This window comes from Paracoccus sp. MC1854 (genome assembly GCF_014164635.1).
Taxonomy (GTDB): Bacteria; Pseudomonadota; Alphaproteobacteria; order Rhodobacterales; family Rhodobacteraceae; genus Paracoccus.
Window position 1 is genome coordinate 173,057 of sequence record NZ_JACJFU010000001.1, and the last position, 16,205, is coordinate 189,261.

The following is a 16,205-nucleotide window of genomic DNA, read 5'->3' on the forward strand; positions in this document are numbered from 1 at the left end:
ATTTCAAGAGAGGCGCCGTGCGAACACTGGTGATCCTGATGCTGCTGGTCGGCGGAACCGTGGCCGGGGCCTGGCTGGGCGGCGAGACATGGCTGGCCCATGAGGCCCAGCGCCGGATCACCGCAGACGGGCGCGTCGGGGCGGCAACGGTGGCGCCGCTGCGCGAGATCGGCCGCATCGGCCTCGGCCTGACGGATGTCGAGGTCACGACTCCCGCAGGCCCGGCCCTGCTGCCCGAGGTCGAGCTTTGGGCGGCACCGACCTCGCCCACCCAGTTCCACGCGGCCCTGCCGCCCCGGATGACCCTACCGGTGATGGGGCGCGGCATCGCCGTCACGGCCGAGGATGCCCTGCTGACCCTGCGCGTCTCGCCCGGCAGCGAGATGGCGATCAGCCGCGCCGGGGCCACCAGCGGCCCGGTGACGATCGAAGGCCGCCCGCTGCTGGCGGCGCTGGACGCGCAGGCGCAGCTTGTGGCGATGGGTGCGGCCGCGCCCCGAGACGCCCGTGCGGCCTATGACCTCGCCGGCGGGCTGCGCGACCTGACCGGCACGGGGCTGCTGCCCCTGCCGCCGGCGCTTGCCGACCGGGCGATCTCGCTGGACGGCGCCGCGCGGGTCTTCCTGACCGCGCCCTTGCGGCAAGGGGCCGATGCCCCCGTGCCCCGACTGGTGGGTCTGACCTCGGACGGGGTGACGCTGACCCTGGGGGACCAATCGCTGCGGCTTGCGGGCAATATCTACGCAGGGGACAACGGCAGGGCCGAGGGCGCGGCCTTCATCTATGTGACCGACGCCCGCCCATGGCTGCAGCTTGCCGCCGACCTGGGCGCGATTCCCGCAGTCACGGTCGCCCTGGCCAACACCGCGCTGGATCAGGTGGCGCAGACCGAGGTCGCGTTGCCGCCCGGCACCCCTGCCCCGCCGGACCCCGCGCGGGGCGAAAAGCGCATCCCGCTGATCTTCCGGGACGGCAAGGTTTTCCTTGGCCCGCTGCCGCTGGGCGACGCGCCGCCCTTCCCGGCCGGCGCCTAGCCTGCGTCCTTGGCCGCCGCCCGGCCGAAGTCGGGGGCAGCGGTGTCCTGCCCGGCCTCGATGATCCCGCGCCGGATCGCGCGGGTGCCGGTGAAATACCTGTGCAGATGCTCGCCGTCGCCCATCCGGATGGCGCGCTGCAGGACGAACAGCTCCTCGGCGAAACGGCCGAGGATATCCAGCGTGGCCTCCTTGTTGTGCAGGAACACGTCGCGCCACATCGTCGGGTCGGATGCCGCGATGCGGGTGAAGTCGCGGAAGCCCGCGGCGGAATAGCGGATGACCTCGGATTCGGTGACGCGCCGCAGGTGGTCGGCGACACCCACCATCGTGTAGGCGATCAGGTGCGGCACATGGCTGGTCACAGCCAGCACGAGATCGTGGTGCGGCGCCTCCATCCTGTCCACGTTGGCACCCATGGCGCGGACCAGCATGGACAGTTTTTCGACCGCAGCCGGGTCGCTGTCCGGCGGGGGTGTCAGCAGCCACCAGCGATTCTTGAACAGCGCGGCGAAGCCCGAGCGGGGGCCGGAATGTTCCGTCCCGGCAAGTGGATGGCCGGGGATGAAATGGACGCCCTCGGGCACATGGGGACCGACCGCGTCGATGACCGACTGCTTGACGGACCCCACGTCGGTCAGGATGGCGCCGGGCGAAAGATGCGGGGCGATCTCGGCGGCGACCTCGCCCATTGCGCCGACCGGGACGGCCAGGACCACGAGATCGGCGCCGTGCACCGCCTCGGCGGCGGTTTCCGTGACCTCGTCCACCAGCCCGATCTCGCGGGCGGTATCTCGCGTCTCGGGCGAGCGGGCATAACCCACGACATGGGCGGCAAGTCCCTGCTCGCGCATGGCCAGCGACATGGACCCGGCGATCAGGCCAAGGCCGATCAGGGCGACGCGCTGGAAGATCGGACCCTCGGTCATCGCGCGGCCGTGAACCGGCCGATCGCCTCGGCCACGCGGCGGCAGGCAGCCTCGTCCCCGACCGTGATCCGCAGGCATTGCGGCAAGCCGTAGCCGCCGACGCGGCGGACGATGATCCCGTCCTCGCGCAGGGCGGCATCGCAGGCAGTGGCGGTGGCCTCGTCAGCAAACCGGGCGAGGATGAAGTTCGCATGCGACGGGTCCGAGGGCACCCCGTGCCGGGCAAGCGCTCCGGCAAGCCAGTCGCGCATCCGGGCGTTCTCGGCCCGCGCGTGGTCCACATGGGCGCGGTCGCGCACGGCGGCCTCGGCCCCTTCCAGCGCGAGGTTCGACAGGTTGAAGGGTCCGCGGATGCGGTTCAGCACGTCGATGATGGGGCGCGGGCCATAACCCCAGCCGACTCGCAGCCCGCCGAGGCCGTAGATCTTGGAGAAGGTCCGCGTCATCACGACATTCGGCAGGCGCGTCGCCAGTTCCGCACCGCCGTCGAAGTCCGCGCCGACATATTCCGCATAGGCCGCGTCGATCACCAGAATGGCTTGCGGAACAGCCAGCGCCAGCCGCTCCAGTTCCGCCGTCCCGATCATCGTGCCGGTCGGGTTGTTCGGGTTGGCGACGAAGACCAGCCGCGTCTCGGGCGTCGCCGCCGCGATCAGGGCGTCGATGTCGGTGGTCCGCTCGCGCTCGGGGGCCTCGACCGGGGTGGCCCCGGCCGCCAGCGCGCTGATGCGGTACATGGAAAAGCCGTGTTCCGTGAACAGCACCTCGGTCCCCGGCCCCGCATAGGATTGGCAGAGGAAATGGATGATCTCGTCCGAACCCACGCCGCAGATGATCCGGTCGGGGTCCAGCCCGTGGACCTCGCCGATGGCCGCCCGCAGCCGGGCATGGTCGGTCGAGGGATAGCGGTGCATCGCCTGCGCCGCATGGGCCACCGCCTCGCGGGCTTTCTCGGAGGGACCGAAGGGGTTTTCGTTGGAACTGAGCTTCAGCACGTCGCTGCGGCCCGACAGCGTGGCGCTGCCGGCCTCATACAGCGCGATCTCCATGATGCCGGGTTGGGGCGTGACCTGAAGGGGGGGCGTCTGGGTCATGGAGAGGCTCTCGGCTGCGACTGCCGGCGTCTTAGGCAAGCGGGGGCGCGATGGAAAGGGGCTGGGGACCGCGCGGCCCCTGTTGACCCTGCCCGCGCCCGCGCCGACAAGGCGGTCATGCGCCTGTCCGACTTCGACTTCGACCTGCCCGAGCGGCTGATCGCCACCCGTCCCGCCCGTCCGCGCAGTTCCGCGCGGCTGCTGGTCGCGCGTGGGGATTCCATGACCGACGCACGGGTCAGCGACCTGCCCGGTTTCCTGCGACCGGGCGACCTGCTGGTGCTGAACGACACCCGCGTGATCCCGGCCCGGCTGACCGGCACCCGCACCCGCGATTCCGCCCAGGGCCCCGCCACCGCGCGGATCGAGGTCACACTGCTGGAACCCGCCCCCGGTGGCCAGTGGCAGGCGCTGGCCAAGCCCCTGCGCAAGCTGCGGCAAGGCGAGACCATCCGCTTCGGCGAGGCGCTGTCGGCCCGCGTCGAGGCGATCACGGACGCGGGCCTGACCCTGTCCTTCGACGCGACGGGCGAGGCCTTCGACGCCGCGCTCGCTCAGGTCGGCGCAATGCCCCTGCCCCCCTATATCGCCGCGCTGCGCGCGCCCGATGAACAGGACCGCACCGACTACCAGGCCGTCTGGGCCGAGCGCCCCGGCGCCGTCGCCGCGCCCACCGCGAGCCTGCATTTCGACGAACCGCTGCTGGCGGCGCTGGACAAGATGGGCGTCCAGCGGGTCCATGTCACCCTGCATGTCGGCGCGGGCACCTTCCTGCCCGTCAAGACCGACGACGTGAGCCAGCACCGGATGCACGCCGAGCGCGGCATCGTGACGGAGGAAGCCGCCGCCGCGATCAACGCCGCCAAGATGGAAGGCCGCCGCGTGATCCCCGTCGGCACCACCGCCCTGCGCCTGATCGAATCGGCCGCCGACGCGAAGGGCCGCGTCCGGCCCTTCGACGGGCAGACCGACATTTTCATCCGCCCGGGATACGGCTTCCGGGTCACGGACGGGCTGATGACGAACTTTCACCTGCCCAGGTCCACGCTGATGATGCTGGTGTCCGCCCTGATGGGAACCGACCGCATCCGCGCCATCTACGCCCATGCCGTTCACGAGAACTACAGGTTCTTCAGCTACGGCGACGCCTCCCTGCTGCTGCCCGAGGAATCATGCTGACCGTCCTGCGCTCGACCTGGCCCCTGCTGCTGGGCATTCTGATGCTGATGGTCGGCAACGGGATGCAGGGCACGCTGCTGGGCATCCGCGGGCAGATCGAGGGCATCCCGACCACCCAGATGTCCGTCGTCATGGCGGGCTATTTCGGCGGCTTCGTGCTGGGCAGCCGGATCGTGCCGGGGATGATCCAGCGCGTGGGCCATGTGCGGGTCTTCGCGGCGCTCGCCTCGCTGATCTCGGCGGTGCTGATCGTTTATGCCGCCATCCCGCACTGGATCGCTTGGGCGCTTCTGCGGCTGCTGATCGGCTTCTGCTTCTGCGGGGTCTACATCACTGCCGAAAGCTGGGTGAACGCCAGCGCCGCGAACGAGACGCGCGGCCAGGCCATGTCCACCTATTTCATCGTGCAGATGCTGGGCCTCGTCAGCGGGCAGGTGCTGATGAACGTGGGCGATCCGGGCGGCTGGATGCTGTTCGTCATCCCCTCGGTGCTGGTGTCGGTGGCCTTCACCCCGATCCTGCTGGCGCAGGTCCCCGCGCCCCGTTTCGAGACCATCAAGCCGATGAGCATACGGCAGCTTTACCGCGCCTCGCCGCTGGGCTGCGTCGGCATCTTCCTGATCGGCGGGGTCTTCGCGGCCGTGCTGGGGATGGGCGCGGTCTGGGCGGCGACCATCGGGATGTCCGTGCGCGAGATCTCGGCCTTTGTCGCGGCGATCTGGATCGGCGGGCTTTTCGCGCAATATCCCATCGGCTGGCTGTCGGACCGGCTGGACCGGCGGGTGCTGATCACGGTGCTGGCGGTCTTCGGCACGGGCGTTGCGGCGGTCGTCGCGGCAAGCGAAATCGGCATCTGGGGCTACCTGCTGGCCGCGGCGCTGGTCGGCGGGGTCGCAAACCCGATCTATGCGCTGCTGATCGCCTATACCAACGACTTCCTCGACACCGCGGACATGGCGGCGGCCTCGGCGGGGCTGCTTCTCATCAACGGGATGGGATCGGTCTTCGGGCCGATCCTGACCGGCTGGCTGATGGCCGTCATCGGGCCGGAAGGCTTTTGGGTCTATATCGCCGTCCTGCTGGGGGCGCTGAGCCTTTACGGCGGCTGGCGGATGACGCAGCGCGCCACCCCCGATGTCGACCAGAGCTTTGCGGTCCTGTCGCCCAGCGCCACCACCTTCGCCGTCGAGACCGCGCTGGCCGAGGCCGGCGACAGCACCCCCACATCGCAGGAGAGCACGCCATGACCACCGAAGTCACGCCGGCCGGGATCATCCGCTTCTGGATCGACGAGGTCGGCCCCAAGGGCTGGTACAGCCAGAGCGACGATCTGGACCGGACGGTGCGCGACCGCTTCATGGCCGCCTGGATCGACGCCCCCCGGCTGGCGGCGGAATGGGCGGGCACGGCCGAAGGGACGCTGGCCGCGCTGATCCTGACCGACCAGTTCCCGCGCAACATGTTCCGAAACGACGCGCGGGCCTATTCGACCGACCCATTGGCGCTGCGCATCGCCATCGACGCAATAGACGCAGGCCACGACCTTGCCACTCCCGAACCCGCGCGGCAGTTCTTCTACCTGCCCTTCGAACACAGCGAGCAGCTGCCCGACCAGCAGCGCGCCGTCGAGCTTTTCGCCGAACGGATGCCCGGCGAGAACCAGATCCATGCCGAGATCCACCGAGACACCATCGCCAAGTTCGGCCGCTTCCCTTGGCGCAACGAGGCGCTGGGCCGCATCCCGACCGAGGCCGAGCGGATGGTGATGGAGGCGGGCGGCTACGGCGCGCTGGTTTCGGGCAAGCTGTCGCTTGCCGATCTGCCCTGAGCCTGCAAATCTGATACGACGCCCCGCAGGAGGTTCCGATGGCACAAGATTTCGACGTAGTGGTGATCGGGTCAGGCCCCGGCGGATATGTTTGCGCGATCCGCGCAGCGCAGTTGGGCCTCAAGGTCGCCTGCGTCGAACGCGAGCATCTGGGCGGCATCTGCCTCAACTGGGGCTGCATCCCGACCAAGGCCATGCTGCGCTCGGCCGAGGTGTTCCATCTGTTCGAGCGGGCCAAGGACTTCGGCCTGAAGGCGGGCGAGTTCGGTTATGATCTGGACGCTGTGGTTCAACGCTCGCGCGGGGTCGCCAAGCAGTTGGCGGGCGGCGTTGGGCACCTTCTGAAGAAGAACAAGGTCACAGTGGTGATGGGCGAGGCGAAGCTGACCGCGCCCGGCAAGGTTTCGGTGAAGACCGACAAGGGCGTTGAGGAACTGGCGGCCAAGTCCATCGTGCTGGCAACTGGCGCGCGGGCGCGTGAACTGCCGGGGATGGAAGCCGACGGCGAACTCGTCTGGACCTACAAGCACGCGCTGGTGCCCAAGCGGATGCCGAAAAAGCTGCTGGTGATTGGCTCAGGCGCCATCGGAATCGAGTTCGCCAGCTTCTTCAACACGCTCGGCGCCGACACCACCGTGGTCGAGGTCATGGACCGCGTGCTGCCCGTTGAGGATGCCGAGATCAGCGCCTTTGCGAAAAAGCAGTTCGTCAAGCAGGGCATGAAGATCATGGAGAAATCCACGGTCAGGAAGCTCGACCGCAAGGGCGGGACCGTGACCGCCCATATCGAGGCGGGCGGCAAGACCGAGACGCATGACTTCGACACGGTGATCTCGGCCGTGGGCATCGTCGGCAATGTCGAGGGGCTGGGGCTGGAGGAACTGGGCGTCAGAATCGACCGCACCCATGTCCTGACTGACGAATACTGCCGCACGGGGGTCGAGGGCCTTTACGCCATCGGCGACGTCGCGGGCGCACCCTGGCTGGCCCACAAGGCCAGCCATGAAGGCGTGATGGTGGCGGAACTGATCGCGGGCAAGCACGTGCATCCGGTCAAGCCCTCGAACATCCCCGGCTGCACCTATTGCCAGCCGCAGGTGGCCTCGGTCGGGCTGACCGAGGCCAAGGCCAAGGAACTGGGCCACGAGGTCCGGGTCGGCCGCTTTCCCTTCATGGGCAACGGCAAGGCCATTGCCTTGGGCGAGCCCGACGGCATGGTGAAAACGGTGTTCGACGCCAAGACCGGCGAGCTTCTGGGCGCCCACATGGTCGGTGCGGAAGTAACCGAACTGATCCAGGGCTACACGGTCGGCAAGACGGCGGAACTGACCGAGGAAGACTTCATGCACACCGTCTTCCCGCATCCGACGCTAAGCGAGATGATGCATGAATCGGTGCTGGACGCCTACGGGCGGGTGATCCATTTCTGAAGTTGCCCCGGGTAAGCGAAGGCGCCCCCCTGCTTGCCGCAGCATTCGCTTTCAAGGGATGTGATCCTGCGCCATCACGCGGCGCAGGCTGTCGTCGGCTCGGAGTCACGATGACGGGGAAAGATGCTGTCAGCCGATGTGTTCTGGAACACGCCCACGATGATCCGGCAACAAGACGCATCATGCAGGCAGTTCCCATCCCCTGACGGCGATCGCATCCTGCGGCGGCAGGATCAGGTCAGCAGCCAAGGGACATGCAGATGAGGCTTCCGATCCTCGCCCTGCTGGTCAGCGCTGCGCCGCTGGCGGCAGAGCCGCTCTTGCCTCCTGCGGGAGGGGCCTATGACAGCCAGCTGAGCGGCGCCTATGCGCCGCCGCCGGGCACACGGATCGTCAGCCGCGACCGCAAGGACCCGCCCGCAACCGGGCTTTACAACATCTGTTACGTCAATGCCTTCCAGACCCAGCCGGACGAGACGGCATGGTGGCTTGCAACCCACCCCGGCCTGATCCTGCGCCGCGACGGCCTGCCCGTCGAGGATAGAAACTGGCCGGGCGAGTTGCTGCTGGACACGGGTTCGGCCAGCAAGCGCAAGGCGCTGCTGGTTGTCATGACTCCCTGGCTGCAGGGCTGCGCCGCTGCCGGGTATGACGCCATCGAGGCTGACAATCTCGACAGCTTCTCACGGTCGGGCGGGCTGCTCACGGCGGCCGACAATCTCGATTTCGCCCGCATGTTGAATGAACGGGCGGCTGCGCTGGGCCTTGCCTCGGGGCAGAAGAACGCGGTCGAACTGGGAAGGGCGGGCCGTGCAGCGGGCTTCGGCTTTGCCATTGCCGAATCCTGCGAGGTCTTCGGGGAATGCGACAGCTATGCGGAGGTCTATGGTCCGCGTGTGCTCAAAATCGAATATACCGACACGCCCCGAGCGGCTTTCGAACGCGCTTGCCGCGAACGGGGCCGGACCGGATCGGTCGTGCTGCGCGACCGGGAACTGGCTCCGGCAGGCGCGCCGGGCCATCATCACGAGACCTGCCGCTGAATCTTCGCTTAGGCTTCTCGGCAGCCCGTGCACGCGGACTGCCCTCGTTGCGTCGAGCGGCGGAGCGACGTGCCCTTCTTACGGCTACCGCTCGCTGTCTCGCTGCCGCCCGGACGACACCGCCGCTGGCAGACAGGCCATCCACGCGCCGCCGCAAGAGGTCCAGCCATCCTGCAAAGGGTGCGCGGCTTTCCTCTCCAGCAATGCCGCCGAAGACCGGCGATCATGCAGCTTTCCTTCAGGCCCGGGACCGCCCCCGTCTCACCCCAGCGCATACCCCGTCCCGCGCACGGTCCGCACCGGGTTCGAGCCGCCGTTCGCCATCAGCGCCTTGCGCAGCCGGCCCACATGGACGTCGATGGTGCGGCTGTCCACGTAGATGTCGCGGCCCCAGACGCGGTCCAGCAACTGCTCGCGGGTCCAGACGCGGCCAGGACGTTCCATCAGCGTGGACAGCAGGCGGAACTCGGTCGGGCCGAGGTGCAGGGGCTGACCTGCGCGGAAGACGCGGTGTTCACCGGAATCAAGCAAGATGTCCTCGAAGCTGAGGCGCTCGCCCATGGTCGTGGGGCGGGTACGGCGCAACTGGGTGCGGACGCGGGCCATCAGTTCGACCACGGAATAGGGTTTCACCACATAGTCGTCGGCACCTGTTTCCAGGCCGCGGACGCGGTCGCCCTCGTCGGAACGGGCAGACAGCATGATGATGGGGATGTGACGGGTGCCGGGGTCGGCCTTGACGCGGCGGCAGATCTCGATCCCCGAGACATTGGGCAGCATCCAGTCCAGCACCATCAGGTCGGGCGCTTCTTCGGAGACCAGCAGCATGGCCTCGTCGCCGGTCTCGGCCTCGACCACGCGGAAGCCCTCGGATTCGAGGTTGTAGGTCAGGACCTCGCGCTGGGCGCCCTCGTCTTCGACCAGAAGGACACAGGGTTGCTGAACACTCATCTCGGACTCCTTTCGCCTTGGGTGGCTTGCGCGTCAGCCCCACCTGCCGGGGGTGGCGGGATCGACCGGCTCGGTTGTGACGTTGTCGCCCTTGGGGCGGGGATCCTCGGGCAGCTCGCCCGAGACGAGATACAGCACCTGCTCGGCGATCGAGGTCGCGTGGTCGCCCATGCGCTCGATGTTCTTGGCGATGAAATGCAGGTGCATGCAGGTCGTGATGTTGCGCGGGTCCTCCATCATGTGGGTCAGGAACTCGCGGAAGAGCGCGTTGTACATCTGGTCGACCTCGAGGTCGCGGGCGCGCACGTCGGCGGCCAGCGCCGCGTCGCGCTGGACATAGCTGTCCAAAGCGTCGCGCAGCATCTCCTCGACCGTGGTGGCCATCCGGCGCAGCGACAAGCCGCTGCCGGGGATCACCGGCAGCTGCGACAGCTGATTGGTGCGCTTGGCGATGTTCTTGGCATAGTCGCCCACCCGTTCCAGCGCGGCCGCGATCTTGATGACCGACAGCACCAGCCGCAGGTCGGTCGCGGTGGGCGCCCGCAGCGCGATCAGGCGGGCGGCGGATTCGTTGATCTGCGCCTCGAGCTGGTCGATGGCGCGGTCGCGGCGGCGGATTTCCTCGGCCAGTTCCTCGTCGCGGGTTTCCAGCGCGTGGCCGGCTTCGGAAATCGCCGCCTCGACCATGCCGCCCATGCGCATGACCTCGGCCTGGATGCTTTCCAGGTCGCGGTCGAAGGCCGAAAGGATATGCTTGTCCCTGTGCATCATGCCCCCTTCTCAGCCGATCCGGCCGCTGATGTAGCTTTCCGTCCGCGGATCGCGCGGGCGGGTGAAGATGTCGTCGGTGTCGGCGTATTCGACCAGGTTCCCCAGGTGGAAGAACGCCGTCTTCTGGCTGACGCGGGCGGCCTGCTGCATCGAGTGGGTGACGATCACCACCGAGAAGGTCGCGCGCAGCTCGTCGATCAGTTCCTCGACCTGCGCCGTGGCGATGGGGTCCAGCGCCGAGCAGGGCTCGTCCATCAGCAGCACCTCGGGGGCGGTAGCGACGGCGCGGGCGATGCACAGGCGCTGCTGCTGACCGCCCGAGAGGCCGGTTCCGCCTTCCTGCAGGCGGTCCTTGACCTCGTTCCACAGGGCGGCGCCGCGCAGGGCCTTTTCGACGATCTCGTCGAGTTCGGCCCGGTTGCGGGCCAACCCGTGGATGCGGGGGCCGTAGGCCACGTTGTCATAGATCGACTTGGGGAAGGGGTTCGGCTTCTGGAAGACCATGCCGACGCGGGCGCGCAACTGCACCGGGTCCACGCGGCGGTCATAGATGTCCTCGCCGTCCAGCAGCATCCGGCCTTCGACGCGCGCCACGCTGATCGTGTCGTTCATCCGGTTCAGGCAGCGCAGGAAGGTGGACTTGCCGCAGCCCGAGGGGCCGATGAAGGCCGTCACCGTCTTGTCCAGCAGGTCGACGCTGACGTCCTTGATGGCGTGCTTGTCGCCATAGAAGACCTGCACGTCCTTGCACTGGAACTTGATCTCCCGCGCGTCGATGTCCACCGCTCGCTCCGCCAATCGCATGTCGTTCATGATGTGGTCCTTTGTTCCGGGACTTACCAGCGGCGCTCGAACTTGCGGCGCAGGGTGATGGCCAGAAGGTTCATCGCCAGCAGGAAGACCAGCAGCACGATGATCGCGCCCGAAGCCCGTTCGAAGAAGGCCGGGTCCGCGCGCTGGGTCCAGTTGAAGACCTGCACCGGCAGGGCCGAGGCAGGCTCGAAGAAGCCTTCCGGCGGGGCAGAGGGGTAGGTGGTGACAAAGGCCACCATGCCGATCAGCAGCAAGGGCGCGGTTTCCCCCAGCGCCTGCGCCAGCCCGATGATGGTGCCGGTCAGGATGCCCGGCATCGCCAGCGGCAGGACATGGTGGAACATCGTCTGCATCCGCGAGGCCCCGACCCCCAACGCCGCGTCGCGGATCGACGGCGGCACCGCCTTCAGCGCGGCGCGGGTCGAGATGATGATCGTGGGCAGCGTCATCAGCGTCAGCACCAGCCCGCCGACGATGGGCGCGGATCGCGGCAGGCCCATGAAGTTGATGAAGGCCGCAAGGCCGAGGATGCCGAAGACGATCGAGGGCACCGCGGCGAGATTCGAGATGTTGACCTCGATCGCGTCGGTGAGCCGGTTCTTCGGCGCGAATTCTTCCAGGTAGATCGAGGCCGCGACGCCGATGGGCAGCGCCAGCACCAGCACGATCAGCATCATGTAGAACGATCCCAGGATCGCGACGCCCAGGCCCGCGGCCTCGGGCCGGTTGTCCGAACTGTCGGTCGAGGTGATGAAGTCCCAGTTGAACTGCGTGCGCAGATCGCCCCGCTCCTGCAGCGCCATGGCGAGGTCATATTGCGCGACCGAAGTCTTGGCGTCGATGGCGGCGGATTCGCGGGTGACGCGGCCCTTGAACATCCCGTCCACGCGCGACGAGGTCATGGCGGGCGCCTCGGCCACGGTGCCGACCAGATCGGGGTCCGCCAGCACCGCGTCGCGCAGATCGGCACGCGCCTGCGACGAGAAGAAGCTGGAAAGGTCGCGGTCGCCCAGCCCCTCGACCTCGATGCCGTTCTGCTCGACATAGGTGGCAAGCGAGTTTTCCAGCAGCTTGCCGTAGCCCATCGTCAGGACCTTCTGCATCTCGGCCGGATCGCGGTTGCCGGCCGGATCGACCACTTCGGCCTCGATGGCGACGGGGATGCGGGCATAGGTCTGGAAGAAGGCGCTGCTGCCGTCGCGGAAGATTGTGAACAGCAGGAACATCAGCGCGGCCATGGCGATCGCGATGGCGATCACGCCATAGGCGCGGAACCGCCTTTCCGCTGCGTTGCGGCGTTTTGTGCGTGCGTCCTCGACCAGCAGCGACTTGCGGGCGGGCGCGGCAGGCGGGTTCACCGGCCGGGGCGGCTGCGAGGCGGCGTCGGTCATTCGTACTGCTCCCGATATTTCCGCACGATGTAGAGGGCGAGCACATTCAGCCCCAGCGTCATGACAAACAGCGTCAGGCCGAGGGCAAAGGCCACCAGCGTCTCGGGGCTGGCAAAGTCGTTGTCGCCGGTCAGCTGGCCCACGATCTTGACGGTGATGGTGGTCATCGCCTCGAAGGGGTTGAGGTCCATCCGGGCCATCGCGCCCGCGCCGAGGACGACGATCATCGTCTCGCCGATGGCGCGGGACGCGGCCAGCAGCACCGCGCCGACGATCCCCGGCAGGGCGGCGGGCACGACGACCTGACGGATGGTTTCGGAGGGTGTCGAGCCCAGCGCCAATGACCCGTCCCGCAGCGACTGCGGCACGGCGTTGATGATGTCGTCGGACAGTGAACTGACGAAGGGGATCAGCATCATCCCCATCACCAGCCCCGCCGTCATCACCGATGAGCCGCTGTTGCCCAGCCCCAGCGGCTGCGCGATCCAGTCCCGCAGCAGGGGGCCGACCGTGACCAGCGCGAAAAGACCGTAGACGATGGTGGGGATGCCGGCCAGCACCTCGATGGCGGGCTTCACGACGGACCGGACGCGGGGCGTCGCGTATTCCGACATGTAGATGGCCGCATAAAGGCCGATCGGCACCGCGACCAGCAGGGCGATGAACGAAATGTAGAGCGTGCCCCACAGCAGCGGCAGCATCCCCAGCCGGGACCCGCCGCCGAAGCTGGGCGTCCATTCCGTGCCGAAGAAAAAGTCCTGCCAGGGATACATCTGGAAGAAGCGCGCCGATTCGAAGACCAGCGACAGCACGATCCCGACGGTTGTCGCGATGGCGATCAGCGAGCAGACGATCAGGATGCCGCGGACGATCCGTTCGACCGCGTCGCGGGCACGGAACTCGGGCGCGACCCGCGACAGCGAAAAGGCAAGCCCCGCAAGGGCAAGGGCCAGTGCGGCCCACATCAGCCAGCCCGGCCCCTCGAGGAAGCGCGCCACCGCCAGCAGCAGCAGGGCGGGAATCGCGGTGAACAGCACGACGTTCCAGCCGTGATAGGTGGGGCGCGAATGCAGCACGCGGGTGTTGCCTTCGACCATACGGATCGAGCGGCTTCGTCCCAGCAGGAAGCCTGCTGTGGCCAGGGCAAGGACGGCGATCATTATCCAGAAGGGCGGCATCGGACCTCGGGCTCGCGGCGGAAAACCGGCTGGGCAGCCGTGATGATCGTGAAGGGGGCGGGCCGTCGGCGGCCCGCCCGTGCAGCGTCAGGCGGGGCTCAGTTGGCGCCCATCACCGTTTCACCGGCGACGGCCTGCTGGACGGTGGCCAGTTCCGGGTCTGGCACCAGACCGTATTCGGACAGCGGGCCGCCGGGACCGGCGATGGCGTCGGCGACGAAGAACTCGGCGTATTCCTTCAGGCCGGGGATCACGCCGATGTGGTCCTTCTTGACGTAGAAGAACAGCGGGCGCGACACCGGATATTCGCCCGAGGCGACGGTTTCGACCGAGGGCGCGACGCCGTCGATGGTGGCGACCTTCAGCTTGTCGGTGTTGTTCTCGTAAAAGGACAGGCCGAAGATGCCGATGCCGTTGGGGTTGCTGCCGATGCGGGCCAGCGTTTCGGTGTAGTCGCCGTCGATGTCGACCGAGCGGCCATCGGTGCGCAGCGTGACGCAGGCCTCCTCGGCGGTGTCCTCGTCGGACATGGCGGTCATCGCTTCCAACGCGCCAGATTCCTCGCAGCCGGCGACCATGACCTTTTCCTCGAAGACCTCGCGGGTGCCGTGCTTGGTGCCGGGGACATAGACGGTGATTTCCTGCGTGGGCAGGCTTGGGTTCACGTCGGCCCAGGTGGTGGCGGGGTTGGCCGCCATCTGGCCGTCGACGACGACCTGGGCGGCCAGCGCCTTGTAGACATCGGCGGGCGTCAGCACGAAATCCGGGCCGCTGATCGACGAGGCGAAGACGATGCCGTCATAGCCGAACTGCACTTCCATGATGTCGGTGACGCCGTTTGCCTGGCACTCGGCCAGTTCGGCCTCGCGGATCGGGCGCGAGGCATTGGCGATGTCCAGCGTGTTCTCGCCCACACCGGCGCAGAACTGCTTGAGACCGGCGCCGGTGCCGCCACCTTCGACGACGGGGGCGGTGAAATCCATGTTCTCGGCGAAGGCTTCAGCCACGATCGTCGAATAGGGCAGGACGGTGGACGAACCCGCGACCTGGATCTGGTCGCGTGCGGCGGCCGCCGTGGCCGAGACAGCCAGGATTGCGAGGGCCGAGGCAGAGAATTTCATGGTGTTCATTGGCAGCTCCTGCGGTGTGGGCCATGAAGGCCTGCAACCGGTTAGACCCCTTGCATGTCAGTCATGTGACAGAAATACGGCATCGGCGTGAAGTGCCTATGCGCCAGACGCATGACGGACGTGATCAGGCGCTGCCCCCGATTCGCCGAAAACGAAAGGGACCGGCGCTTCCGCCGATCCCGAAACATGCCGGTCAAGCGGCCCGATGGTGGCCGGTCGCGGCGTCACTGGGTAAGACGCTCGATCTCCTCCTTCAACCGCAGTTTCTCTTTCTTCATGGTCGAGATGCTGAGGTCGTCCGTCCCCGGCGCCCGCTGGGCGCGTTCGACTTCGTCCGAGAGAACCTGGTGTTTCCTGCGCAGTTCCGCGACATGCGACTGAACCGACATTCTTTTACTCCTTCTCTGGGGTCGAGAAGGGCAGTGCAGCACGATTCGCCCGCACTGTCACGCCGCTCATGAAGGTTTGATGTCGATGGCGGCCCCGTGCCGCAGCACTGCCTGCGCGGCGGGCGTCAGGTCCTCTGCGTCCCGCTCATGCGCCGGTTTTCCGTGCAGGACGAAGGGCGAAAGCAGCCGCAGCGGACCCCGCGCGCCCTTGCAGGCCGAGACGATCACCCGGCCGGCTTCGCGGCCCTGCCGGGGGGCGACGGGCAGGACGGCAGCCGCCCCAGCCCGGCCGGAAAGGGCGGCCAGAATCCGGTCCAGCGCCTCGGCCCGGTGGATCAGCGTCAGCCGGCCGCCGGGGGCCAGCCGGCGCAGCCCCGCGTCGATCCAGGCTTCCAGCGGCGTATCCTCGTGCCGCGCATGGGCGCGGCTGTCGTCGGGGGCGCGGGTGCCCGCGGCGAAGAAGGGCGGGTTGGCGATGACATGGTCGAAGAGCTCGGCCCGCAGCCCGGCTGGCATGGCGGCAAGATCGCCCGTGACGATCCGCGCCGCAATGCCCGTGGCAGCGGCATTGTGCAGCGCGAGTTCCGCAAGCGCCTCCTGCCGCTCCAGCCCGGACAGGGCCACGCCCGGCACCCGCGCGCCCAGGCAGAACAGCGCGGCCCCTGCCCCGCAGCCCAGTTCCAGCACCCTCTGGACCGGCTGCGCGGGACAGGCGGCGGCCAGCATCACCGCGTCCGCCCCCGCGCGATAGCCCCGCGCGGGCTGGCGCAGCAGAAGCCGCCCGCCCAGAAAGGCGTCGTCGCGCGTCATTCCAGCCCGTGGTCCCGCAGGATCGCCGCGGCCATGAAGTGATCGCGGTCCACCACCATCAGCCGGCGCGGCAGGATGCCGATCGAGCCTTCCAGCACGCTCATGTGCTGATCGAACTGGAAGGCCATGATTCCCTCGGCCGCCAGCAGATCGGCGGCCCGGACCATGGTCAGCGGATCGGTAGTGCGCAGGACTTCCCTCATCGCCGCCACGCTATGGCGCGGTTGCGAAACTG

17 protein-coding genes are annotated in these 16,205 nt (G+C 68.0%); 6 read left to right on the forward strand and 11 right to left on the reverse strand.

Annotated elements, in window-relative coordinates; translation table 11 throughout:
• Nucleotides 1-17: 17 nt before the first annotated feature.
• Entirely contained in the window at nucleotides 18-1,034 is a 1,017-nt protein-coding gene (locus H5395_RS00845) for a DUF2125 domain-containing protein (RefSeq protein ID WP_182790628.1), read from the forward strand.
• Here the strand turns inward: H5395_RS00845 and H5395_RS00850 are convergent.
• A complete protein-coding gene (locus H5395_RS00850; protein WP_182790629.1) occupies nucleotides 1,031-1,963 on the reverse strand; it encodes a prephenate/arogenate dehydrogenase family protein in 933 nt (310 codons plus the stop codon). The genes H5395_RS00845 and H5395_RS00850 overlap by 4 nt on opposite strands.
• Nucleotides 1,960-3,057, reverse strand: a complete 1,098-nt coding sequence (gene hisC / locus H5395_RS00855) for a histidinol-phosphate transaminase (protein ID WP_182790630.1) — start codon at nucleotides 3,055-3,057, stop codon at nucleotides 1,960-1,962. The genes H5395_RS00850 and hisC overlap by 4 nt, the downstream gene beginning before the upstream one ends.
• 117 nt (nucleotides 3,058-3,174) lie before the next feature.
• On the opposite strand from hisC, the gene queA reads away from it, so the two are divergent.
• From queA to H5395_RS00880, 5 genes are all read left to right on the forward strand, one after another.
• The gene (gene queA, locus H5395_RS00860; RefSeq protein WP_182790631.1) at nucleotides 3,175-4,236 is read left to right on the forward strand and encodes a tRNA preQ1(34) S-adenosylmethionine ribosyltransferase-isomerase QueA; all 1,062 of its coding nucleotides are present in this window, start codon (nucleotides 3,175-3,177) and stop codon (nucleotides 4,234-4,236) included.
• Nucleotides 4,230-5,483 carry an MFS transporter gene (locus tag H5395_RS00865; RefSeq protein WP_182790632.1) on the forward strand — a complete coding sequence of 418 codons (1,254 nt, stop codon included), beginning with the start codon at nucleotides 4,230-4,232 and terminating at the stop codon, nucleotides 5,481-5,483. Before queA ends, H5395_RS00865 begins: the two co-directional genes overlap by 7 nt.
• Nucleotides 5,480-6,064, forward strand: a complete 585-nt coding sequence (locus tag H5395_RS00870; RefSeq protein ID WP_182790633.1) for a DUF924 family protein — start codon at nucleotides 5,480-5,482, stop codon at nucleotides 6,062-6,064. The genes H5395_RS00865 and H5395_RS00870 overlap by 4 nt, the downstream gene beginning before the upstream one ends.
• A gap of 38 nt (nucleotides 6,065-6,102) precedes the next feature.
• Nucleotides 6,103-7,494: a dihydrolipoyl dehydrogenase gene (gene lpdA, locus H5395_RS00875; protein ID WP_182790634.1), complete on the forward strand. Its 1,392-nt coding sequence runs from the start codon at nucleotides 6,103-6,105 to the stop codon at nucleotides 7,492-7,494.
• 260 nt (nucleotides 7,495-7,754) lie between these two features.
• Nucleotides 7,755-8,537, forward strand: coding sequence for an endo alpha-1,4 polygalactosaminidase (locus H5395_RS00880; protein ID WP_220494731.1), 783 nt, complete (start codon nucleotides 7,755-7,757; stop codon nucleotides 8,535-8,537).
• A gap of 261 nt (nucleotides 8,538-8,798) precedes the next feature.
• Here the strand turns inward: H5395_RS00880 and phoB are convergent, their stop codons facing one another.
• From phoB to H5395_RS00925, 9 genes are all read right to left on the reverse strand, one after another.
• Nucleotides 8,799-9,488 (reverse strand): phosphate regulon transcriptional regulator PhoB, encoded by a 690-nt coding sequence (gene phoB, locus H5395_RS00885; protein ID WP_182790636.1) that lies wholly within the window; start codon nucleotides 9,486-9,488, stop codon nucleotides 8,799-8,801.
• Between the two features lie 33 nt (nucleotides 9,489-9,521).
• A complete protein-coding gene (gene phoU, locus H5395_RS00890) occupies nucleotides 9,522-10,256 on the reverse strand; it encodes a phosphate signaling complex protein PhoU (RefSeq protein ID WP_182790839.1) in 735 nt (244 codons plus the stop codon).
• A 12-nt stretch (nucleotides 10,257-10,268) separates the two neighbouring features.
• Entirely contained in the window at nucleotides 10,269-11,063 is a 795-nt protein-coding gene (gene pstB / locus H5395_RS00895; RefSeq protein WP_255440459.1) for a phosphate ABC transporter ATP-binding protein PstB, read from the reverse strand.
• Nucleotides 11,064-11,095: 32 nt separating this feature from the next.
• The gene (pstA, locus tag H5395_RS00900; RefSeq protein WP_182790638.1) at nucleotides 11,096-12,463 is read right to left on the reverse strand and encodes a phosphate ABC transporter permease PstA; all 1,368 of its coding nucleotides are present in this window, start codon (nucleotides 12,461-12,463) and stop codon (nucleotides 11,096-11,098) included.
• Nucleotides 12,460-13,641, reverse strand: coding sequence for a phosphate ABC transporter permease subunit PstC (gene pstC / locus H5395_RS00905; protein ID WP_182790639.1), 1,182 nt, complete (start codon nucleotides 13,639-13,641; stop codon nucleotides 12,460-12,462). Before pstC ends, pstA begins: the two co-directional genes overlap by 4 nt.
• Before the next feature lie 98 nt (nucleotides 13,642-13,739).
• Nucleotides 13,740-14,771: a substrate-binding domain-containing protein gene (locus tag H5395_RS00910; RefSeq protein WP_182790640.1), complete on the reverse strand. Its 1,032-nt coding sequence runs from the start codon at nucleotides 14,769-14,771 to the stop codon at nucleotides 13,740-13,742.
• 224 nt (nucleotides 14,772-14,995) lie between these two features.
• Nucleotides 14,996-15,160: a YdcH family protein gene (locus H5395_RS00915; RefSeq protein WP_182790641.1), complete on the reverse strand. Its 165-nt coding sequence runs from the start codon at nucleotides 15,158-15,160 to the stop codon at nucleotides 14,996-14,998.
• 66 nt (nucleotides 15,161-15,226) lie between these two features.
• A complete protein-coding gene (locus H5395_RS00920; RefSeq protein ID WP_182790642.1) occupies nucleotides 15,227-15,970 on the reverse strand; it encodes a tRNA1(Val) (adenine(37)-N6)-methyltransferase in 744 nt (247 codons plus the stop codon).
• On the reverse strand, nucleotides 15,967-16,173 hold the full coding sequence (locus tag H5395_RS00925; protein ID WP_182790643.1) for a DUF2007 domain-containing protein: 207 nt from the start codon (nucleotides 16,171-16,173) through the stop codon (nucleotides 15,967-15,969). The genes H5395_RS00920 and H5395_RS00925 overlap by 4 nt, the downstream gene beginning before the upstream one ends.
• Nucleotides 16,174-16,205: the final 32 nt, after the last annotated feature.